Source organism: Serratia sp. M24T3 (assembly GCF_000257645.1).
Classification (GTDB): Bacteria; Pseudomonadota; Gammaproteobacteria; order Enterobacterales; family Enterobacteriaceae; genus Rouxiella.
In genome coordinates this window covers 1-21,061 of sequence record NZ_AJHJ01000008.1, presented here as the reverse complement: position 1 = coordinate 21,061, position 21,061 = coordinate 1, and the positions used below count along the sequence as shown (strand labels likewise).

At 47.9% G+C, this 21,061-nt stretch carries 17 protein-coding genes, 1 tRNA gene and 2 pseudogenes; 5 read left to right on the top strand and 15 right to left on the bottom strand.

Annotated elements, in window-relative coordinates; all coding sequences use genetic code 11:
- Nucleotides 1-7: 7 nt before the first annotated feature.
- The 11 genes from SPM24T3_RS08860 to ccmA form a co-directional block, all read right to left on the bottom strand.
- Nucleotides 8-7,438: a hypothetical protein gene (locus SPM24T3_RS08860; protein ID WP_083836228.1), complete on the bottom strand. Its 7,431-nt coding sequence runs from the start codon at nucleotides 7,436-7,438 to the stop codon at nucleotides 8-10.
- 216 nt (nucleotides 7,439-7,654) lie between these two features.
- Nucleotides 7,655-8,548: a phospholipid-binding lipoprotein MlaA gene (gene mlaA, locus SPM24T3_RS08855; protein WP_009636399.1), complete on the bottom strand. Its 894-nt coding sequence runs from the start codon at nucleotides 8,546-8,548 to the stop codon at nucleotides 7,655-7,657.
- Nucleotides 8,549-8,582: 34 nt separating this feature from the next.
- Nucleotides 8,583-9,803: a c-type cytochrome biogenesis protein CcmI gene (gene ccmI / locus SPM24T3_RS08850; protein WP_009636398.1), complete on the bottom strand. Its 1,221-nt coding sequence runs from the start codon at nucleotides 9,801-9,803 to the stop codon at nucleotides 8,583-8,585.
- Nucleotides 9,800-10,258, bottom strand: coding sequence for a cytochrome c-type biogenesis protein (locus SPM24T3_RS08845; protein WP_009636397.1), 459 nt, complete (start codon nucleotides 10,256-10,258; stop codon nucleotides 9,800-9,802). Before SPM24T3_RS08845 ends, ccmI begins: the two co-directional genes overlap by 4 nt.
- Nucleotides 10,255-10,806: a DsbE family thiol:disulfide interchange protein gene (locus tag SPM24T3_RS08840; RefSeq protein WP_009636396.1), complete on the bottom strand. Its 552-nt coding sequence runs from the start codon at nucleotides 10,804-10,806 to the stop codon at nucleotides 10,255-10,257. Before SPM24T3_RS08840 ends, SPM24T3_RS08845 begins: the two co-directional genes overlap by 4 nt.
- Nucleotides 10,803-12,776: a heme lyase CcmF/NrfE family subunit gene (locus SPM24T3_RS08835; protein ID WP_009636395.1), complete on the bottom strand. Its 1,974-nt coding sequence runs from the start codon at nucleotides 12,774-12,776 to the stop codon at nucleotides 10,803-10,805. The genes SPM24T3_RS08840 and SPM24T3_RS08835 overlap by 4 nt, the downstream gene beginning before the upstream one ends.
- The gene (gene ccmE, locus SPM24T3_RS08830; protein ID WP_009636394.1) at nucleotides 12,773-13,267 is read right to left on the bottom strand and encodes a cytochrome c maturation protein CcmE; all 495 of its coding nucleotides are present in this window, start codon (nucleotides 13,265-13,267) and stop codon (nucleotides 12,773-12,775) included. The genes SPM24T3_RS08835 and ccmE overlap by 4 nt, the downstream gene beginning before the upstream one ends.
- Nucleotides 13,264-13,527, bottom strand: a complete 264-nt coding sequence (ccmD, locus tag SPM24T3_RS08825) for a heme exporter protein CcmD (RefSeq protein ID WP_009636393.1) — start codon at nucleotides 13,525-13,527, stop codon at nucleotides 13,264-13,266. Before ccmD ends, ccmE begins: the two co-directional genes overlap by 4 nt.
- Nucleotides 13,527-14,261: a heme ABC transporter permease gene (locus SPM24T3_RS08820; RefSeq protein ID WP_009636392.1), complete on the bottom strand. Its 735-nt coding sequence runs from the start codon at nucleotides 14,259-14,261 to the stop codon at nucleotides 13,527-13,529. The genes ccmD and SPM24T3_RS08820 overlap by 1 nt, the downstream gene beginning before the upstream one ends.
- A 250-nt stretch (nucleotides 14,262-14,511) precedes the next feature.
- The gene (ccmB, locus tag SPM24T3_RS08815) at nucleotides 14,512-15,171 is read right to left on the bottom strand and encodes a heme exporter protein CcmB (RefSeq protein ID WP_009636391.1); all 660 of its coding nucleotides are present in this window, start codon (nucleotides 15,169-15,171) and stop codon (nucleotides 14,512-14,514) included.
- A complete protein-coding gene (gene ccmA, locus SPM24T3_RS08810) occupies nucleotides 15,171-15,797 on the bottom strand; it encodes a cytochrome c biogenesis heme-transporting ATPase CcmA (protein ID WP_009636390.1) in 627 nt (208 codons plus the stop codon). The genes ccmB and ccmA overlap by 1 nt, the downstream gene beginning before the upstream one ends.
- A 288-nt stretch (nucleotides 15,798-16,085) precedes the next feature.
- Between ccmA and SPM24T3_RS08805 the strand changes: the two genes are divergently transcribed.
- Complete coding sequence (locus SPM24T3_RS08805; RefSeq protein ID WP_009636389.1) at nucleotides 16,086-17,006, top strand: formate/nitrite transporter family protein; 921 nt, start codon at nucleotides 16,086-16,088, stop codon at nucleotides 17,004-17,006.
- Between the two features lie 52 nt (nucleotides 17,007-17,058).
- On the opposite strand, the gene SPM24T3_RS08800 is transcribed toward SPM24T3_RS08805, so the two are convergent.
- The gene (locus SPM24T3_RS08800) at nucleotides 17,059-17,634 is read right to left on the bottom strand and encodes an alpha/beta hydrolase (RefSeq protein WP_009636388.1); all 576 of its coding nucleotides are present in this window, start codon (nucleotides 17,632-17,634) and stop codon (nucleotides 17,059-17,061) included.
- 124 nt (nucleotides 17,635-17,758) lie between these two features.
- On the opposite strand from SPM24T3_RS08800, the gene SPM24T3_RS08795 reads away from it, so the two are divergent.
- Entirely contained in the window at nucleotides 17,759-18,202 is a 444-nt protein-coding gene (locus SPM24T3_RS08795) for an Lrp/AsnC family transcriptional regulator (protein ID WP_009636387.1), read from the top strand.
- A 127-nt stretch (nucleotides 18,203-18,329) separates the two neighbouring features.
- On the opposite strand, the gene SPM24T3_RS08790 is transcribed toward SPM24T3_RS08795, so the two are convergent.
- Nucleotides 18,330-18,806, bottom strand: coding sequence for a glutathione peroxidase (locus tag SPM24T3_RS08790; RefSeq protein WP_009636386.1), 477 nt, complete (start codon nucleotides 18,804-18,806; stop codon nucleotides 18,330-18,332).
- Between the two features lie 205 nt (nucleotides 18,807-19,011).
- On the opposite strand from SPM24T3_RS08790, the gene SPM24T3_RS08785 reads away from it, so the two are divergent.
- Complete coding sequence (locus tag SPM24T3_RS08785) at nucleotides 19,012-19,464, top strand: GNAT family N-acetyltransferase (RefSeq protein ID WP_009636385.1); 453 nt, start codon at nucleotides 19,012-19,014, stop codon at nucleotides 19,462-19,464.
- Here the strand turns inward: SPM24T3_RS08785 and SPM24T3_RS24615 are convergent.
- Together SPM24T3_RS24615 and SPM24T3_RS25875 are read right to left on the bottom strand one after the other, a co-directional pair.
- Nucleotides 19,463-19,681 (bottom strand): annotated as a pseudogene (locus tag SPM24T3_RS24615) (ArsR/SmtB family transcription factor); the annotation flags it as partial. The gene SPM24T3_RS08785 and the pseudogene SPM24T3_RS24615 overlap by 2 nt on opposite strands.
- Nucleotides 19,678-19,852: pseudogene (locus SPM24T3_RS25875) on the bottom strand (amino acid-binding protein); the annotation flags it as partial. The pseudogenes SPM24T3_RS24615 and SPM24T3_RS25875, both read right to left, overlap by 4 nt.
- A 361-nt stretch (nucleotides 19,853-20,213) precedes the next feature.
- On the opposite strand from SPM24T3_RS25875, the gene SPM24T3_RS08780 reads away from it, so the two are divergent.
- A tRNA-Arg gene (locus SPM24T3_RS08780) sits at nucleotides 20,214-20,288 on the top strand.
- A 163-nt stretch (nucleotides 20,289-20,451) separates the two neighbouring features.
- The coding region (locus tag SPM24T3_RS08775) for an integrase arm-type DNA-binding domain-containing protein (RefSeq protein ID WP_009636384.1) at nucleotides 20,452-21,061 on the top strand (610 nt) is incomplete at its 3' end.

The following is a 21,061-nucleotide window of genomic DNA, read 5'->3' as shown; positions in this document are numbered from 1 at the left end:
TAAACCACTAGAAACTGTGTAGCAGAGGAGCCTCGGCCATAGACATTTCACCGCTCTTAGCAAAAGGATCAGCATAATTATATTCTTTATACATAAACCTTCTTTTTACCATCTCAATTTCAGCCAGCAGTTTTGCCAAATTGACTCGGGTATCGATGCCGTATTTATACTTACCATTAATCTGAGTGATTAAATTTGTTTTTACGTCAGCGTAGAGCGTACTAAGCGCATAGCCCTTCGCATTGGCTGACATTTTGGCAAAAGCGGCTTCATTAATGTTCTCGAATCTATCCAGCAAAATTTTGAGATCGTCTACATTCCTGGGTTTAAAGGGCACTACATTATTCAACCCAAAATCTTTGCTTAACGCCTGCTTGTTCCTCATCCCCAAAAAGTTAATTTCTCCTTGATCCAGGTCGAAGAAAAAATCGTTATCGCTAATTTTCTTTTCTGCTAGCCGGGTTAATAGCTTCTTATCAACGGCTACCTGCACGTTAGCACGCACATTCAGCAAAGCATTATTGTAAAGCATTTCTCTGCTCATTTTTCTTTTGAACCAATTTGGTTGATTCAATGTGAGACCTGGAACGTCGCTCGGGGTGCCGATGGCATAAACTATGTTCTTTAATAAGCGCCCATTTTTCGAGATCTGAACTTTTAGCAGCGCAGCTTCCTCTGCCTCTTTCATTAACTTAAACCAAGCATTGGCAGGGCCAATATACACTTTCTGGTCAAAGACCTCCTGCCCTGAACCGATAATTTCGTTATTAAGGATTTTGCTTTGCAAATAGGTATTCTGCGTAAGGGTAGTGTCCAGCACATATTTTTTGCCGTTCACCTCAAACTGAAGCGCGTAGTGATTGGTTGCCCCCTTCAACTGTTTATTCCAGCTCAGTAATTGAATGATTTCCGACGGCAGGTTGATATTCCTGGCGATTTCCAGCGTTTTTTGCGTGGCTTCGCGACATTTTTCCAACGGTTTTTCCATTAGGGCCTGTAAAAATTTATCGTCCCTAATGGCCTTAATCAGTTCAGTTTCAGCCTGAACAAACTTAGGGTCCAGCTGACTGACAAGGGACGGAGTGGATAAATCCATCAATGACACAAGGCTCGTGTGCTGAAGGTAGTCGCCATTGGCCAAATCCATGAAATAGAGTTTCGGATTATTAGTGTCTATTATTTGAGTATCACCCAGCCCTTTAGTATCAGTTATCTCGATAAGTCTAAATTGAGGCTTAACCTTGCCTAAATCGTTCTCTATCTTACTTTTACCAATAGTGCTTTCCATTGCAGCGAGCATATCCTTGCTCTTGGTATATTCGGCCATGGAAACACTGGGATCAATAAAGTAGAAATGCTTCTTGTTATCTTTGTTGATTTTAACCGCCACCGTCATCGAATGTGATTTGGTTTGCAGCAGAAAATAGCTGGACTTCTTACATTGCTCGAGCTTGTCAATAATTTCGGGGAGATTGAGTTCCCCCAAATCATTTTGAAAAGCAGCATCAATCTTCTGATTGTAAATTTTAAGATGGTCTTCCATATAGGCTTTACCCTGCTCGAGTTTACCATTAACCCTTGCGCCTTTACGTGGACTATTGCTTTTCAAAATATTAGAGTAATTCTTCGCCCAAGGTTTTTCTATGTCATTGGCCAACGCGACAATCCCGATGTAAGACATAGGCAGACAAACACCGTTGGTATAATGCATATCGAGGGAGGCGAGCAGGCTTTCCTGATCGAGATCCAAAACATAATTGGCATTTTTTCTGATGATGTTTTTACGCGATCCCGAGGCAAGGAGAGCAGTTTTGATAGTCTGTATTCTAACAAACATATCTTTACGCCGATTGATAATTTCGAACAGAATACCACGATGATAATGTGAGACAGTTCCATGTGAAGTTGTGCCGGTAATGATTTCGTTGTACCGATTAATCAGCGTAATATCGTCAACGTCGAGATAGTTTTCTGGCAATAAAGTTTTGACCTGCGCTATCGCTTTGTCGGTATCCGATTTAAAGTATGTTACTCCCCTGCTAAATTCTTCCGCGTTATACTCATGATCTTTGGTCTTACTATATTCGTAGTTCGTTTTGATTTCGGAGAAAGCTACGCGTAAAGAGTTTTGTTTCTGTTTATCCCCAAGCTGCCGGTTTCTGAGGATGGCAGCCTGCTCTTTCGCCTCGTTAAAGAGCTCTCTGAATTTATCCGCCATGATATCGAGTTTGAATTGCGGTATGGGCATGCCAGGACTATTTACCTCGGCACTATCGAAATTAGTAATGAGGATTCTTTTTTGGTTGCGATTAAAGTTTGCGTTAAACATTGTGATTTCAGGATGAAAAATATTCATCTCTTTCATCGCCTCTACTGAATTTTTAACGATAGTGTCAATATCGCTCTCGGCGAGTTCATTGAATAAGGCTTCAATTTTCGCAGAAGCTACATATTTTTTGACAATATTGTCAAACGATTGCCCTGTCGCTTTCGAAAATGTCACCGTTATTTTTTGTAGTCCATTCTCATAATAGCGGTAAATTTTGGCAAATCCCGGATAATAATAGCGATTAAGCAACTCTACGTTTTGTTCGGCTTTCAAAAACACATCCGGGTCATGATTAATTTTATAATCTTTGGCAAAAAAATTATTTTCATTGTGATAATAAACAGTGCTGTCGTTGTCATCAGCAATTTTTTGCCCTTTTCGATAATCAATATTCGCTGGGGCGTTGCTATATTGATCAAAGGGAATAATCAGATTGTCAGGGTGATAATCTGGAATATCGACAGGCTTGAAATGATAGCCTCTTTTCAGCAGTATAATGCCATAAGTTAATCTTGCCATAATACCGTTGGCATCCGGAAAGAGCTGGAACATCGTCATAGCATTTAGGTTGAGCTCCGGGAAGTCGCTCCGCGTGGTGTCTACAGACCTCAACCACTGGCTGTAACCTTCCATGCCTGCTCTATTGCTGAGGAAAAGATTGTCACCCATGTAGCGGTTCAAGGTCGGCGTCTCGGGATGATAAATATCCCGATATAACTTATTTAAATTATTTACCTGCGTTAAATCGATATTGGAATAGCGATTTATCATATTTTCAATTAAGTCTGGCGACAGGTTAATACTTTCTGATCCCCCGACAGAGGTCTGTATCCAGTGTTGAATACTTGTAATGGTCGAAGGGATATTTATTATTTTTTTCGAACGAGATGACGAATTTTCCTGAGCCATAAGCGCTAACGTGCCTTTAATATTTCTCAGTCTTCTTGACTCAATTTTTAATTCCACATCCAGTGTTCCTTTATGGATGTTCTCTGTTTGCCAGTTAAAGGCCGACTTTGAACGGCCAAGGGAAGTTAAACTGAGTCTGTCATCGACCAACTTGTTAACCAGCGATGCACCTTGCGGCCCAAACTCGATCGCTAACTCTTTACCCGAGGCAGAATTGACGCTGTAATCCTTCAAATAGGCGATTTTGGTGTACGTGTCCATTGCGGTAAATCTTTTGGCAATACCCTGATTGGTCAATGGCTTAAGCTTTTCCAGCACATCACAATAAGCATTCACAAATCCGCCTTCTTCAAGACGATGAGGATTACGCGTGATAATGTCTTTGACTTTCTGGCGAATCTTGTCGGCAGGGATGGTCTGAAGCTGGCTAAAGACTTCATCCGTTTCCATGATTTTTTCAGTCAGCAGCTCAATTTTATTTATTGATGAGCTTTGATCGAAATGCTGACTAAATTCACGAAGATTTTTTCCCTTAACGGCAGCAAACCCTTCAAAAATAGGTTTCAGCACTAATGGATTAATGCCATTGCGTAGGTTTTTGACAATTTTTTTGACGACCGGTATCAACAATTTATCCATGCCAACATCAGCAAGTAATGAGAATATGACCTCATATTTAATGCCAGCAAAGGCGGCCTTTCTTTTTTCCTCATTGGTTTCAGCATTGGCTTTCAGCAGTTCCTCAGCACCGGAAACGCCCGCCGATGCTAGAGTCTGCAAAGCCCATACAAATTTGGGGCCAAATTGTAAGGTAGCTCCGACCACCCCCATGGTCAGTCCTGTTGCCGCTCCCAAAGCCAGTGAAAGCAAAAACCACCCAGTCTCGCGCCACTGCTCCTGACTTAATTCTGCCTGATTTTGCACACGTAAATCAAAGGTATGAAAACCCGAGAGCATGTTGCCGAAAAGATTTTCAGAGACAGTGTCTATCAAGGGCTGATTCCTCATTTTTCTGGCCCCTGTTTTGACAACAATTTCTTTGCCCTCGTCAGGATGAAGGTTGGCATAAAGTAAAAGGGCATTTTTAAAATCTTCAGGGCTATTGGTCATAACACTGATGATATTTTTGTATTTATCGTAGTCTTTATGGTCTTTATAACTTTCCTGCAAACCGTGTTTGATAAAATTAACGCGGGTTGCATATTGATGCCATAGACTTTCTTTAAGACCATAATTCATACGGCTCCCTTTCACTAAATCCTCATAATCCTTTAGAATCTGCTCCATACTATTACTATTCTTAATTGTGGCATCCTGAAGTTGCTGAGGATCCATATGGGAAATAAGAAATTCATAGACGTCATGAGGTAATTGGTCTGTCATTGAATGGTCATGAAATTTTAAGTGTGTCGTAGCAGTAATCATTACGATTTCTGCCGTTTTTAATGAGAAGATGACCGAGTTAGTCTGACTTATCGGCAGCAGTATGATGTCGGGAATAACAACATCACCCGTTTTAGATTTAGCAATTATGGTAGTGTGTTCAACCGGCTCGCCATTTAACAGAGATATTAAAATTTTATCGGCCGAAATATTTCCACTGTTTTCATAAATCGATTCTGGCGCAATGCCCAATTGTATTTGCTCTTTTACGACTCCGGCGGCCTGTAACCCCTGACGTGTCTTTCCTCTTTGCATCACCTCATTGATTTCTTTATCGGCATAAAGGGAGAAACTTTCAAATTCGAAGGCCTCTTCATTAATATCCGCAGTAAGAATAGTAATTTCCTGCGGTGTTAGCGTCTTGGTTCCATTAAGGAAAGCCTCTTTAATGATCGACGTATAATGTGCGAGCGGGTCGATAATTTTGGCTAGAAAACCAAGTTTAGCAGCATGCTCTGTGCGCCAACTCCCTGAAACGAGTCCACTCAACGTCGTTTCAATGCTATCTAAATCTCCAAAAATAGAATTGTACACCATAACCAATAGATTTTTATTATCCATCCAAGACCCATGTTCCAACACAAGTCTTACAGGGGTATCTTCTGTCGGGCGGGTATATTTTTGATGAGTTAAAGAAATACCCGACTTATCGATACGCTGACGGGTAATATCATCCATAGCCTTGTCAGGGTCGGTGTATTTTTCGGTGGCAGCTAATAGATAATTGTCGAAGGCTTTCTGTGAAGAGGATTTCTGAAACTCCGTAGCCTGTGTATAGAGGTTTATTTCTCGAAGCAAGATACTGTTCGCCGAAACATCGGGTGGTAAAGTTGCTCCCTCGGTTCCCGACTTTATTACTTTAATGGCAAAACCGATATCCTCCATTGAGATATCGACATGCTGGGAGGCCAGATTTTTAGCCACCTCTTCTTCAGATAAATGCAGCATGTCGTTAATAGGGATAAATCGCCCCAGGCCATTCTTGAAGTCATTGAATTTTTTTTGAGTGTCTAAAGTTACGCCCTTGCTGGTTAATATTTTTGCCATCTCTTTATGAGAGGTATCATACTCCTGACCATGGATTTTATTGAACCATTGTTCTCTTGATATTCCATCACTAATTGCCTGCAGTGTTATTTTTGAGGGGATTGAGGTGGCGGCAATTTTATTCTTGTCAATCCATTGATAGGCATCACGACGTTTTGTTTCAACGCGAGAACTTTTCAGCAGTGTCTCGACGAATTTTGAATTTTTAAGCCAAGCATCCAGCTCGTCAATTCCAGTCGTACTATTTCCCGCTTTATCGTTTATAAGGTCTACCGACATACGATAGCGGTCAATTATTTCAATTAACTCTGCGCTAAAACTCGCCGGATACTCTACCGGATATTGAATATAGTGTGCGGCAGAATAAAGGTCATAAGGTAACTGTAAAAAGCTCTTCAATGGTAAACTATGAATTACTGCTACTAATTCTGTCGAGTTATCCTCACTCGGCAATAAGGGGAGATACACTTCTGGATTATTTTTTAGTTCCGTGCCATGCACCTTGCGAAGAAGACCTATGAACTCGTCGGCAGGCAGACTATAAGCATAATCATTGATAGTCTCTTTAGTACTTTCATGCTGATTTACCAGCAGTGTACCGCTGAGTTTGACGCGCGGGTTGTCTGCCACATGATTATCAAGAACCTGTTTTTCTTGTGCTGCAGATTCATCCTGTTGTTCAGAGGGCACTAGAGTAAAACGGGTACCCGTATCGGGAATCGGACTCGCTGCCACGCCAAACCATGAACTACTGCCTTGGTCAGAATGAGAAAGCGAGGCGTCACTCGGCACCACTGACGATGCAAAGAAGTTGCCTAGCTGATAGATTTTACTGATAAATTCGTCAGTGAGACTCATCCCGAATTTATCGAGAGATTCTCCTCCAAGTGGCTCGGCGACATCAGGCTGCTTCAGACTGAAGCCAGGATGTGGTTTCAAATCCGCGACGCCAAGTCCCAAACGCACTCCGAATAGCGCTTTCTGCACTACACTCAGTTCGCGAAAACCTCGTCCCAGTTCCCGAGGAACCATATTTGGCATTGTTTGAGAGGCATTGGCCTCTCCCTCTTTTCCTGGTTTATTTTCCTCCCGCCAGCGTAACACTGCCTGATCTACAGTGAGTGCATCGTAAGGGTCTGAGCTATCTTGCACGGCATGCGGTCTATTATGATCGCCCTCTGCGCTATAAGAAGGTTGCGATGAGACACCTAATTGTGAAAACTCCCGTTCGAAATGAGCCAGAGCAATATTGGCTTCGCGTGAAAGCGCGGCTACTGTTAATTTTCCCAGACGGACTTGGGAGCGCCATTTAAGATGGGCCGCTTTCATGTCATGCAGCAGGACTTCAAAAATACCAAATGCTGGATGCTGACGGGATGCGGCATCCCCCTGTAATTCGATGAAGATATCAGCATATTTCTGCATCACATCGGTCCATTTCTCCTTCATAACCTGCAAAATATCCACTGCTTCATGTCCCGCAACCGCCTCATGAAGCCTGTTTTTTCTGGCGTTAGTGGCCGTCTCGCCCTTATCTCGATAATGTTGTATGAAATAATGAAACCAGGAGGACTCCTCATCCTGAGGAGCCGATGGGGGAGGTGACGATAAGGCCGCAGATTGCGTAGCAGATTTTCTGGCAGTCAACTTTTGAGGTTTATTTTTGCCCGCTTCATCCGAATTCTTATTGTCATAAACTGCCATTGACATGCTCCATCACCTGATCGTCATTTACCTTAGGTATAACGCGAGCCATGCCGTAAAAATAGGTGGAAGATTTCAATCAGGACTGGGGATGGCGCAGACAGGTATGCTATTTGCCTGCGAGTAAAGCGCAAAAAAAGAGGCCGGACTTTTTCAAGTCTGGCCTCACGGATTATTCTGCAAGAGAGATAATTTCTAAGCTACAACGGACGCTTTTTAGTATCAGTTAGCTGAATCGATACTGTCGAGATCGCCCTGAATCGCTGCTGCGTTCGGGTTGACGACTGGAGTCAGCTTGCCGCCGGACGCCAGGAAGTCATGATGCTGGAAGTACGCGGCGCGAACAAACTCATACGGGTCGGAAGAGTTTTTCAGCAGGCCGTCTGAATCCAGCAACTGAGCACGGGTTTCGATGCCCTGCAACGCCCATTTACCGGCCGTCATCCACCATGTCAGGTAGTTAAGCGGGAAGTAAAGGTCGTCAACAATGCCACCGACGTCTTCACGAGGTGTCGCGCTGCCATAACCTGGCAACACAGCGTAAGGACCGTAGCCCACACCGTAGTGACCCAATGTGCTACCAAAGCGCACAGGATCCTCTTTAGAAAGCTCTGGATTCGCCATTGATGCAACGTCGATCAGGCCGCCAACGCCCAGGATGGTGTTAATGAAGAAGCGGGTAAAATGCTTGGCGCCGTCATTAATATTCCCTTCCAGGAAACTGTTGACCATCGAGGATGGCTCACTCAGGTTGTCGAAGAAATTGCTCAGTCCGTTGCGCGCGGGCTGTGGCAGGTAATCACGCCATGCCACTGCCACCGGACGGAGAACGTAAGGATCCAGCACGTTCATGTTGAAGTTGAACATTGAACGGTTAAAACCTTGCAGCGGATCCGATCGGCCACCGAGCTGCGGATCAACCGCTTCTGGAGCCGGTGGATGCGCTGCATCTGCTGCCGTAGGCGCTACGCCGAGTGTAGTCGCTTTAGCATTGGGCGCTGATATTGAAGCCGAAGTCGTTGGCGGCGTAGAAGGCGTAACCAGTGATTTTGGTTTATCCGCACAGCCGACCAATAATAATGTGGCAACCGCCAGCCCAGTCAGGCGAAAGTCCATCTTGTTCTCCCTGTTTATGCTTCGGCTCCATTTTTTATGGAACCTGCTGATTAATCTCTATATTGACTTGTCCAGTGCCCGAGAAATCGGTCAGTGGGCTGTCGCCGTACCAGTCGCCTGATGCTGGCGTCGCCAAGCCAGTCTGTGAAATACGCACTCGTACTTTTAATTGGTGTAATGAAGACAGTAAGCGTTCAGGCATCATGGCATTGGTATCATCCACGGTAACGGACAGCGGGAAACGGCTCAGAGGCAGCTTTTTAACTGCAACCGGCACCGGGCTGCTACCATCCGTCACTGAAATAAATACTGTACCCTGCTGCGGTAGCTGATGCTGCGCACGCGGCGACAGCGTTACGGCAACGCCCAGTTTCACCTTATCCATTCCCGATTTGGCTTTAGCCTGCTCAATGCTCGCTTTAACCATTTCAGTACGCTTGTCACCGGCCGGCAAGATCTTCAACATCACCTGCCACGCCCCTATCGCCTGCGGATAGTGACCCTGTTCATATTCATTATAAGCCAGCAAACTCAATACTTGCAGATTACCTTGATTATGCTCAAGCATATCACGCAACATATTGCCACCGTTGATATTATCCTGCGGATCGGTGGAGCGGGTAAGCACGTCAGCATAACCCAGTTTAATATCCATATCATTTGGAGAAAGTGCGTAAGCGCGAGCAAAAGCCTGGGTCGCGGTGCTGGCGTTATTTAATGCCATCCCTACGCGGCCCAACATCAGCCAATCTTTAGCGTTATCCGGGTTATCCTGCAAATCAGTGCGCAGGCCCAAACCAAGATCCTGAATATCCAACATATTAAGCGGTTTGGCATTAACGTCGGCTACGCGGGCGCGTAAATCGGGCATTCTGTTCATTACCTGATGCCAGGCGCTAACCTGTCCGAAACCACCGGCATAGAAATAAAAACCCAATGTCACGACTACCAGCATCACCACGCCAGGCACCAGCGTCCAGCGCGGAATAGGTTTACCCGCCTTGCTGGCCTGCCCCGGAATATCGCTGAGCAGGTTTTCCTGCAATTCCTGAACGAAGATAGGACGCTCGGGCGCAGACACTACGCCCTGCTGCTCGTCTTCTTCCAATTCGGTCAAACGATGATGATAGAAAGCTTTGTTCAGATCGTCACGCGTGTTTGCGAGATCGTCACGATCGCCGCGAATAACAGGAACAATAAACAGCGCGATACCTACCAGCACCAGCGCAATAATCACCAGCCAAAAAACAATCATGATTCTTTCCTGTCATTTTCGCCGATCAACCGCGCCAGTCGCTGTTGCTCTTGCGAAGACATCTGCTCGCCTGTCTGACGACGACGGGCGCGTAAAATAATGACCAATGCACCTACGATCACAAACAGCGCAGGGCCAACCCACAGGATCACGGTTGACGGTGTCACTGGCGGTTCGTAGGTCACGAAGTTGCCATAGCGCGCGACCATGTACTCGACGATCTGCTTGCTAGACTGACCTTCGTTCAGCAATTCGAGAGTCTTTTTGCGCATATCCGCAGCAATGATCGAATCTGAAGCGGCAATATTGGTGTTCTGACATTTCGGGCAACGCAGTTGCTCGGTCAGTTGGCGATATTGCTGCTCCTGCTGCGGAGACTTGAACTGATAAGCATCTATGGCGGCAAATACGCTGAAACTCATCATCAAGCCAAAGATTAACGATAGAATTCTCATGCGTTGCCTCCGTACTTGTTGTACAGCGGGCGAACTTCTTTCTGCCAAACCTGCTCGTTAAGGTCTCCGGCATGGCGATAACGCACAATACCGTTGCCGTCGATCAGGAAAGTCTCTGGCGCGCCATACACGCCGAGATCCAGTCCCAGCATGCCGTCACCGTCGTAAAGACTCAGTGCATAAGGGTTACCCAGCGTGTTCAGCCAATTAACCGCTTTGTTGCGATCGTCTTTATAGTTCATGCCGATCACGTGCACGCCTTTTGCGGCAAGCGTGTTGAGATAATCATGCTCGGCGCGGCAGGTCGGACACCAAGTCGCCCAGACGTTCAGTAAAATCGGCTTACCGGTGTGGAAAATCGTCTGATCGTAAGTCTTGCCCGGTTCAAACAGCGATTCCAGCTTAAACACGGGCACCGGTTTGCCCACCAGCGCAGACTCGAGCAGCGTCGGGTCATCGCCGTGCGCATTTCGAGTCAGCTGTACCAGGAAAGCCGCCGCGAGCGCCAGAAACAGAAACAGCGGAATAAATAGGATTTTACGGTTCATACTTCCTCCGCCGCCTCTTTGCCCTGACGTTTCAACTTCTTGGTCATGCGATAGCGTGGGTCAAGAATACACAGGATGCCGCCGACGGCCATAAAGATGCCACCCAGCCAGATCCAGCGAACAAACGGTTTGTAATACAGGCGCACGGCCCATGAACCGTCGTCCAGTTCTTCGCCCAGCGCAGCGTAAAGATCGCGCGCCAGATTCCCGTCAATGGCCGCTTCGGTCATCATGCTGTGCGACACGCTGTAGTAACGTTTTTCGGCATGCAGCACGGTAACGAATTTGCCATTGCGGGTGACGTCGATATTGGCTTCGCCGCCGGTGTAGTTTGGCCCGGTAATGTCGGTAAGATCGCGGAACTCGAAGTGATAACCCTGAATATCCACGGTATCGCCCGCTTTCATGCGCACGTCACGCTCGACGCTGTAGTTCTGACTAAATGAGATACCAATAACGGTCACTGCCACGCCAAGATGCCCCAGGACCATGCCCCAATGGCTGCGAGACAGATGCGTCAGTCCGCGCAAGAAGGTGTGACGATGGATCGCGCGCTCGTGCAACTCCATCAGCGTGAGCAGAATAACCCACACTGACATCAGCATTCCGACAACCGTCATGCCGACAATTTTGTCCTGCAACAGCCATGGCAAGAGAATCGACAGCAGCAGCGTAACGACCAGCGCGATACCCAGGCGACGCCACAGTTTGCTCGGCTCGTCACGACGCCAGCGCACCAGAGGACCGATTCCCAGCAGCAGCGCCAGCGGAGCCATCAACCAGGTGAACATGGTGTTAAAGAACGGTTCGCCGATAGAAATACTGCCGAGGCCCAGCTGTTTGTGTACCAGCGGCAACAGTGTACCGAGCAGCACCACCAGCATGGCGGCAACCAGCAATACGTTGTTGCCGAGCAGGAAACTTTCACGCGAGTAAGGTTCGTGGCGGCTTGGCGCACGCACCGAATTTCCTTTAATTGCGTAGAGCAGCAGCGAACTGCCAATCACAATCACCAGATAGGCGAGAATAAACATGCCACGCGCCGGGTCTGAGGCAAAGGAGTGTACGGAAACCAGCACGCCAGAACGCACCAGGAAAGTACCCAGCAGGCAGAGTGAGAAACAGGTGATCGCCAGCAGCACGGTCCAGGCTTTGAAAGTGCCGCGTTTTTCGGTCACTGCCAATGAGTGGATCAGTGCCGTACCGGCAAGCCACGGCATAAACGAGGCATTTTCTACCGGATCCCAGAACCACCAGCCGCCCCAGCCTAATTCGTAATACGCCCAGGCAGAGCCAAGCACGATACCTACAGTCAGAAATACCCAGGCGGCCTGCGTCCAGGGACGCGACCAGCGCGCCCAGGCTGTATCCAGACGACCGGCCATCAGTGAAGCAATGGCGAAGGCAAATGCAACAGAGAAACCCACGTAGCCCATATAAAGGATAGGTGGATGGAAAATCAGGCCAATATCCTGCAATACAGGGTTCAGGTCGCTGCCGTCAATCGGGAAGTTTGGCAGCGTGCGCAGGAACGGGTTGGAAGTCAGCAAAATAAACAGCAGGAAGCCAGTGGTGATAAGCCCCATAACTGCCAATACGCGCGCAACGGCATCGTTTGGCATACGGCGGCTGAACAGCGCCACTGCCGTAGTCCAGCAGCTCAGCAACAGCACCCACAGCAACAGAGAGCCTTCGTGCGCCCCCCATGTTGCCGCCATACGGTAGTAAACCGGCAAATGAGTGTTGGAGTTGTTGGCCACATAGGCCACAGAGAAATCATTGACCACAAATGCGTGGACCAGAATGATAAACGCCAGCAGGATGCAGCCGAACATGCCGTAAGACAGCGGACGAGCCATCGCCATCATTCGCTCATCCTGACGCGTAGCGCCCCACTGCGGGTAAATGCTCAATAATGTCGACAGACCCAATGCCAGACAGAGCGCAAAAGTACCAATTTCAGGGATCATGACTGGCCGTTTCCTTTGGCGGGAGCAACATATGCCGAGGCAGGCCCGGTATGATTATCTTTCATTGCGTCTTCAACTTCTGGTGGCACGTATTTCTCGTCATGCTTGGCAAGAACCTGCTTCGCCATGACGACGTTGTCAGATTCCATCACGCCTTGCGCCACCACGCCCTGCCCTTCACGGAACAGGTCTGGCAAGATGCCGTAATAAGTCACGGCAATAGCGCCACGGGCATCATAGATTTTAAAATGGACTTCAAGGGTTTTGTCGTCGCGTTTTACGGAACCGGGCATCACCATGCCACCGATACGCAAACGCTGGCCAACAAACGGCAATTCATGGTCTTTGCCTTTGCCCTGCAAAATTTCACTTGGTGTATAAAATAAATCAATATTGGAACGTAACGCATACATCACCAATGCAGTTGCCAGCCCCAAACCCACCAGGACCATCAACGCAAGGTACATGCGATTTTTACGACGAGGATTCACGATAACTTCTCCCGGGAGGAGTCCGGCGACCTTACTGCGGCAGTTTTAGCTGCTGCGCTGGCCTGTTTTTTAGATTGACGGATCCGCTGTTCGCGGGACTGACGGCGGCGAATGTCAGCTAACAGCTGACGGCGATACCAGAGGGTATGAATAACAATGCCAAATAAAGAAATCAGGGTAACGATGACCGAGAGCCAGACATAAAACGCGTAGCCACCCATCTCGAAGAAGGCTTGCCAGGTAGGGAATGCAGCGTTCATTATCCGCGCTCCTTATTAACCAGCGACGACACCCAGGGGCGTGTGCGCTCCTGATTGATGATCAGATTGCGTAAACGCATCAGGGTCAGGGTAATAAAGAAGAACAGATAGCCGAATACCGCCCAGAACAGCGGATAGCGCATGCTTGGATCGATAGTCTTGCCAAAGTCGCTTGAACCCTGATGAAGCGTATTCCACCATTGAACCGAGTAATGGATGATTGGAATATTCACCACGCCGACCAGCACCAGAATTCCGGCAGCACGTCCGGCGGTACGTTTGTCTTCAAAAGAGTTATAGAGAGCAATCACGCCAAGATACAGGAACAGTAACACCAGCTCGGAGGTGAGACGCGCGTCCCAGACCCACCAGGTGCCCCACATCGGTTTGCCCCAGGCCGAGCCGGTGACCAACGCGATAAAGGTAAATACTGCGCCGACCGGCGCCATCGCTGCCATCGCCAGTTCCGACATTTTCATCTGCCAGACCAGGCCGATAAACGCAGCAATGGCCATTGAGCTATAAATGCCCATGGACCAGATAGCGGCAGGAACGTGGATGTACATGATCCGGTAGCTGTTGCCTTGCTGATAATCAGGAGGTGCGTAGCCAAAGCCCCAGATCCAACCGACCAAAAGGCAAACAATACCCGCGATGGCCAGCCAGGGAATAAAACGGCCGCAGACGTGGTAAAGCCGCTCAGGCCTTGCGAGTTGATGTAACCATTTCCACATTATTTGTCATTGCTCACGTTAAAATTACACTAAATTAAATGCCGTAAACCTTTAAATGGGTCACATTGGCGGTCAGGTCCATTGCAGGTGCCTTCCACTCTTTTAGGCATTGCCCCTATTGTTCCCTATAGAGAAGTGTGATGTTAGTCAAAGGTTGCGTTTTTTCAGGCGTATTGTAACCACAAGTAAATTCATTACTCTATTTATGGTTATTAATCACCAAGCGTACACAGATGTAAATCTCAGGCTGCTAGTGAACACTCACCCTAAGCGCCGCCGAGGTGGCAAAAGGAGCCAAAGTAATGCTTCCCGCCAACATCGCGCCCAGGATCGCCAGATAACCGCCGATCGGCATCCCCATCGAGGCCGCATCAATCGCACCGGTTGAAAAAATCAGCACCGGAATGTAGAGCGGCAACACCAGCAAACTCAATAATACTCCGCCCTTGCGCAGCCCAACTGTGAGCGCAACCCCGATCGCCCCGATAAAACTCAGCGTCGGCGTTCCAAGCAGCAACGTTAACGCCACTGCTTCCCAGGTTTTAAAATCCAGTGACAACAACAGCGCCATCAGTGGAGAAATAATTAACAACGGCAGCCCGGTCACTATCCAGTGAGCACACACTTTGCCGATAACCGTTAGGGTCAGCGGTGCGGGCAACAGCATATGTTGCTCAAGCGACCCGTCGAGATAGTCATCACGAAACAATCGCTCTAGAGAAAGCAGTGACGATAACAGCGCCGCCACCCAGACAATCCCCGGCGCAATGCGAGCCAGCAGCTTGGGTTCAGGACCAATACCCAGCGGGAACAGCGTGATAACAATCAGGAAAAACCACAGCGGGTTAATAATCTCGGCGCTTTTTCGGAAAGCGATTTTCAGCTCGCGGCGTAAAACTTTAATAAACATTAGGCCAACTCTGCACTGGTCAGACGAATTTTACGCACTGCGCGAGTGACGCCCGGTAAATCCTGATGAGTGGTTAACAGCACCATGCCGCCGTTTCGGGCATGACGTTCAAATAGTTCGATTAGCGTGCTGACGCCCTGTTTATCGATTGCAGTCAGCGGCTCGTCCAAAATCCACAGCGGCGCCTGGCTTATCCATAATCGGGCTAATGCCACCCGACGCTGTTGACCGGCAGAAAGCTGAGCCACCACGACGTCTTCATAACCTAACAGACCGACCTGCTCCAGCGCATCGTAAATAGCCGTTTGCGCCTCTCGACCACCAGCAGTTTGATAAAAAGCCAGGTTTTCGTAGGCAGTGAGCACGGATTTAATCCCCGGATGATGCCCGAGAAACAGCAAATGCTGATGGAATATCTCGCGCTGACGACGGGTATTTTGCCCCTGCCACTGAACTTCGCCCTCGTCCGGTGAAGAAAGACCGGCTAAAATCCGCATTAAACTGGTTTTGCCTGCGCCGTTTTGACCCTCAATCTGGACAATTTCGCCCGGTTGGATGGTGAAACTTAAGCCGCTAAACAGGGCTCGCTCATCGCGAACACAACTGAGGTTAAGCGCTTCTAACATGGGCGAGTCTCTTATCTTTCAGGAAAAGGCATAATATCATAAGCCTTACTAACCATGTAGGCTCTGGCTGCGCAGTTTACCTCTATATAACTTCCAATTTACAGAAAAAATACAGCCTTTAGCACCTAACAACAAAGTGTTAATAAGTTGTTATTTTTCTCATTTCGTTCTCAAAGCGCGCGAAAAGCCCAAAAACTCACCTATGCTTGTAAATAATACAAAATGTAAACGCTGTGTTTTTTAATAGTTCCTCTTTAGTTATTGGGTGATTTTATCTGGGGGTAATAAATGAATAATGGCGACCAAGCAGCAGATAAAGATAAAAAAAAGGGTCCGGAAGTTGAGAGCGAAGAAAGCGAAGATGGCAGTGAAATAGAGGTTGATGAAGATCGTCTGCCCTCTCGCGCCGCCGCGGTACATGAACAAATTCGCCAGGAGGGCGAAAAAGAATTAGAGCGCGACGGGCTGGCGTTAATGTGGTCGGCGATTGCTGCCGGTCTGTCAATTAGTGCGTCGCTAGTGACTAAAGGTATTTTACACGAGCAGCTTGAAGACACTCCTGCGAGATTTTTTTTGGAAAATCTCGGTTATACCGTCGGCTTTATTATTGTCATTATGGCGCGCCAACAGCTGTTTACTGAAAATACTGTTACCGCTGTGTTACCAGTAATGCACAAACCAACGCTGAAAAACTTCGGCATTCTTTTTCGACTTTGGGGCGTAGTTTTGGCAGGTAATATCGTGGGGGCGGCGCTTGCTTCATTAGCCTTTATATACCTGCCGCTGTTCGAGCCTTCGGTGATGCAGGCGTTCAAGACTATCAGCATGGAAGTCATGGCAAAAGATCCGGCGCAGATGTTTGTCGGCGGCGTGGTTTCCGGCTGGCTGATTGCCACTATGGTGTGGATGCTGCCAAGCGCCGGTGCGGCTAAAATCTGGGTAATACTGCTGATGACCTACCTGGTATCAATTGGCAACCTGACTCACATCGTCGTCGGCTCGGTGGAAGTACTGTATCTGGTGCTCTCTGGCGCTATCCCGTGGTATCAATTCCTGTGGCCTTTCGCTTTGCCGACGCTGGCGGGCAACATTATTGGCGGCACTTTTATCTTCGCGCTGATAAGCCACGCCCAAATCAGGAATGATTTAAGCAGTGAACGCCGCAAAGCCCGTAACGCCGGCAATAAACCGCCGAAGACCGATAAGTGATAAAGGAATCAAGTATGGGTGCCTGATTGCTGGTTTCGGGCGCGATTGGCGCTCAAAGAGACGTGTTGCGGTAATGCGCGAGGTCTGGTGATCGTCGAGCTGCAAGCTCTTTTAACCATGCTCGCCCCTGAGGCCAGTCACCAAGCCCGCTGGCTGCGTTGATATGCCCTCGATCACCGATATTGACCAGACAACTGCCCCAGGCATCGGCACGGCGCTGGCTGTAATCAATATCGGCATAAGGATCATTGGAACTGGCAATTATCGTGCTCGGAAAGGCGAAAGGCTTTTCACTCCGGGGAAAACCAAACCCCTTCGCCTGTTCGGGAAATGCCTCGCGGGCGGGATCGGGCACCGCGACCAGCAAAGCGCCTCTCACAACCGTGCGGCTATAATGTGCCCAGTTCGCAACCTGCAGGCAGCCAAGGCTGTGGGCGACCAAAATGACGTCTGGACCGGTTTTTCTGACGGCAGTTTCTAAATTTTCGACCCACTCCTCGCAAATCGGATGATCCCAGTCTTGTCCCGAAATTAGCGCCATTGACGCGTCGGCCTGTGCCCATAGCGTTTGCCAGTGTCCAGCGCCCGAGTTGCCAATTCCCGGCAGAAGCAATATTGAAGATGTCATGTCTTGATTCCCAAAGAGGTGTTCACATAATGTAGGCGAATAACACATCGTTCCTGAATGGCAAATCATCGAAATTGAGCCCGATTAGCCGATGATTCATCTACGTTTTACGCAAAGGACTCGCATGGAACTTGACAGTAAAGATCGGCAAATTTTGGAAGCACTTCAAACCAACGCCCGTCAGAGTCTGGCCTCTTTGGGCAAACGCATTGGACTTTCGCAGCCAGCAATGAGCGAGCGGGTCAAAAAACTCGAAAGCGCAGGCGTCATTGAAGGATACGGCGCGCGTGTCAATTTGCGAGCAGTAGGGCTGGGATTACAGGCGATCCTGCGAGTACGCACAACTCACCAATACATCCAGCGATATCTGGCATTGTTTAAAGATATCCCCGAGGTGATAGAAGCTGACAGGATCACAGGAGAGGACTGCTTTATAGTACGCTGCGTTTTTTCTCAACCGACTGATTTAGAGGCTATTGTCGATGCTCTGGCGGTTCATGGTTCAGTAACTACATCGTTAGTTCTGTCTAATGCAGTGCGCAAACAAGTACCTGTGCGGGCGAGGTGACCGGCTCACGTTGACAGACCCGTTGAATGTCTCAGCGCGTGAAGCGGGCGTTGACCTCACACGGATATAATCAATTTTTCGGAAACTCTCAAAAGATGAATGGCTGGGATTGCAGAAACACTTTGTTTTAAAGTGCCGCAAGAATTGCAGCTTCCATTTTCTCGGGGGTAGAGATCGGTGCAAAACGCTTGAGCGGTTTGCCGTCGCGTCCGATCAAAAACTTGGTGAAGTTCCATTTGATCCGCCCGCCCAGCACGCCGGGCAATTCATTCTTCAGGTAACCAAACACCGGGTGCGTTGCAGCGCCGTTTACCTCTACTTTATCGAACATCGGGAAACTCACACCGTAATTGATGTGACAGGTCTGCGCAATTTCGTCGGCACCGCCGGGTTCCTGTTTACCAAACTGGTTGCAGGGGAAACCCAGTATCATCAGACCCTCGGCGGCGTACTTCCTGTAGAGCGCTTCAAGGCCTGCGTATTGTGGCGTGAATCCACAATGGCTGGCGGTATTGACCACCAGAACCAGCTTGCCAGCGTAATCAGCCATAGAAATAGTTTGGCCACGCAGGCTTGTAGCACTTAGTTGATAAAAGGTAGTCATGTCGGGTTCCTCGGAGCCTAGTGCTTATGCTGTTTTTTGTGTGATTAAATCGTGTGCTATATGTGTTTAAAGAGTCTAACAAAAAAGACAACAAACCGGCGACTTTTGCCCTGCTCCTCATTGATTAACATACCATGGTGGTAATCGTGTTCGTTTTCGGCACGAAATTTACAATTTCCGCAACATTATCTGAACAGGTATGAACATGAGCATTTCAGCGATACACGAATGGCGTGAGAATAACTTTCTGGTGAGCACCGACAGAGAAAAGCTGGATGTACCCGCTATATATCAGTATTTGACGCGGTCTACATGGGCTAAAGGAATCGATCTCGACATCGTCTCTGCCTCAATTGATAACACCCTTAGTTTTGGCGTTTATCAAAATGAATCTCAGATCGGCTTTGCACGTCTGATAACGGACTATTCTACCTTCGCTTACCTGTGCGATGTCTACATACTTGAGGAATTTCAGGGCGAGGGACTGGGAAGATGGCTGATAGAATGCATTCATAAACATCCAGTTTTTGTGAAACTTCGTAGGATAATGTTGTTCACAACAACGGCTCCCTGGCTTTATGAAAAACTCGGCTATGCCCCCGTCAATAAAGAAAATGGTGCATGGGCGATTACACGACCGGATATATACCTCAAGTGAGCCCGTGGTTGAGAAGCCGGGTAAGATGCCCGCTGGTAGTGGATGCGACAATGTCTGCAACCGCACTGAGTTCCGTTGCTGTCCACGCACCTCCATCCATCAGGGCACACAAAATACTGACCCTTTACGGGTCAGATAGGGCAGAAGCAACCAGTGACATGGATTTTTCAAGAGAATCATCCGACTTACAGTCATATTCTGTTTTCAGAGAGTTCATTCAGAGGGTAATGCCGATTTTCTGGTTTCTTCAGCTGCCTGAATGTCATCATCCGTCAGCAGAATCAGTCGGTTACTGTGGTCGCTGTACTGTACCAGAATGTTAATTCCATTCCTGGCAACTGGTTTCAGCTAGCTCCCCCAGTTCTCTCTGGCGTAACAGAGGCAATTTTAGCCTCGAGTTTCGCCTTGAAGCTGCCCAACTCGTACAGCATTACACCGCTGCTGCTGTTGTGGAAAAATTCTGAAGCCGTGGCCACTTTTTTGACCACTACACTTCAGCCGGACCGGTGTAAAACTTAACATTGATGCTTCTACGTTTATATCGTTCAGTACCATGCTAAGTATCCTGCACACATTATTTGAATTAATTCAGTACTCAATGCGTATGCATTTGCAATTAAACGAACCTTTTTGAAAACCAATGAAGAAACACTCAAAAGGAAGAAAAAAAACGTAAGGCTTGTAAAAACATGAGCATTTACGCTAGGATACAGCCCCAATGCGAACTAGCCAGGCTAGCGCTAGGTAAAGTCTCCTTAGTTAAACGGATATAACAAGCCCCTCCTAAGGGCTAGTTACAGGTTCGATTCCTGTAGGGGACACCAATAACTCATAACCCACCGCTACTCAGTATAACCAAAACCCTTGCAGCACAAGCCTTTCTTAGCATAACTCATTACCCTATAGCACCCAGTCTAACTTGACTACACCGATATTTTGCGGGCATATTGCGGGCATAAGATTAAATCACCCTCGGATTATACCCGCATGCTAAACATCAAACAGGTTGAGGCTGCAAAGCCTAAAGATAAAGCCTACCGTCTGGCGGACTCGGGGGGGCTGTTCCTTTATGTGCCTCCGTCTGGAAAGAAGGTGTGGCGGTTGCGCTACTATTTCGAGTCCAAAGAAAAGGTGCTTGTAATAGGGCCATACCCTCAGATATCGCTGACTGAAGCTCGATCTAAACAAAGTGCGGCCAAAATGCAGCTTCTGGTAGGCATTGATCCTGCTCGGGAAAAGCAGGAAATAAAAAAGCAAAAAAGCACTGATTCAGGCGATACTTTTGCAGGAATCTTTTATGAATGGCATAAGCATAAATCTAGTGTTTGGTCGGCAGGGTATCAATCTGAAGTAAAAAGCATGTTCGAGGATGACATTATCCCAATCATTGGTTCGCTAAAACTGGAAGAGATTGAACCGAAGCTTTTAATTAAGGTAATTAGGGTATTCGAAGATAGAGGGGCAATGGAGCGTGCAAATAAAGCGAGGAGGCGCTGTGGGGAAGTATTTAAATACGCAATTGTTAATGGATGGGCTAAATACAACCCGGCTGCTGATTTAGTTGGCGCGATGAAGGGGTATAGAAAGAAAAACTATC

What these genes read in the sequence shown, in the direction of transcription:
- SPM24T3_RS08860 (WP_083836228.1), bottom strand. Translation starts at nt 7,438, where the DNA reads ATGTCAATGGCAGTTTATGACAATAAGAATTCGGATGAAGCGGGCAAA.
- mlaA (WP_009636399.1), bottom strand. Translation starts at nt 8,548, where the DNA reads ATGGACTTTCGCCTGACTGGGCTGGCGGTTGCCACATTATTATTGGTC.
- ccmI (WP_009636398.1), bottom strand. Translation starts at nt 9,803, where the DNA reads ATGATTGTTTTTTGGCTGGTGATTATTGCGCTGGTGCTGGTAGGTATC.
- SPM24T3_RS08845 (WP_009636397.1), bottom strand. Translation starts at nt 10,258, where the DNA reads ATGAGAATTCTATCGTTAATCTTTGGCTTGATGATGAGTTTCAGCGTA.
- SPM24T3_RS08840 (WP_009636396.1), bottom strand. Translation starts at nt 10,806, where the DNA reads ATGAACCGTAAAATCCTATTTATTCCGCTGTTTCTGTTTCTGGCGCTC.
- SPM24T3_RS08835 (WP_009636395.1), bottom strand. Translation starts at nt 12,776, where the DNA reads ATGATCCCTGAAATTGGTACTTTTGCGCTCTGTCTGGCATTGGGTCTG.
- ccmD (WP_009636393.1), bottom strand. Translation starts at nt 13,527, where the DNA reads ATGAACGCTGCATTCCCTACCTGGCAAGCCTTCTTCGAGATGGGTGGC.
- SPM24T3_RS08820 (WP_009636392.1), bottom strand. Translation starts at nt 14,261, where the DNA reads ATGTGGAAATGGTTACATCAACTCGCAAGGCCTGAGCGGCTTTACCAC.
- ccmB (WP_009636391.1), bottom strand. Translation starts at nt 15,171, where the DNA reads ATGTTTATTAAAGTTTTACGCCGCGAGCTGAAAATCGCTTTCCGAAAA.
- ccmA (WP_009636390.1), bottom strand. Translation starts at nt 15,797, where the DNA reads ATGTTAGAAGCGCTTAACCTCAGTTGTGTTCGCGATGAGCGAGCCCTG.
- SPM24T3_RS08805 (WP_009636389.1), top strand. Translation starts at nt 16,086, where the DNA reads ATGAATAATGGCGACCAAGCAGCAGATAAAGATAAAAAAAAGGGTCCG.
- SPM24T3_RS08800 (WP_009636388.1), bottom strand. Translation starts at nt 17,634, where the DNA reads ATGACATCTTCAATATTGCTTCTGCCGGGAATTGGCAACTCGGGCGCT.
- SPM24T3_RS08795 (WP_009636387.1), top strand. Translation starts at nt 17,759, where the DNA reads ATGGAACTTGACAGTAAAGATCGGCAAATTTTGGAAGCACTTCAAACC.
- SPM24T3_RS08790 (WP_009636386.1), bottom strand. Translation starts at nt 18,806, where the DNA reads ATGACTACCTTTTATCAACTAAGTGCTACAAGCCTGCGTGGCCAAACT.
- SPM24T3_RS08785 (WP_009636385.1), top strand. Translation starts at nt 19,012, where the DNA reads ATGAGCATTTCAGCGATACACGAATGGCGTGAGAATAACTTTCTGGTG.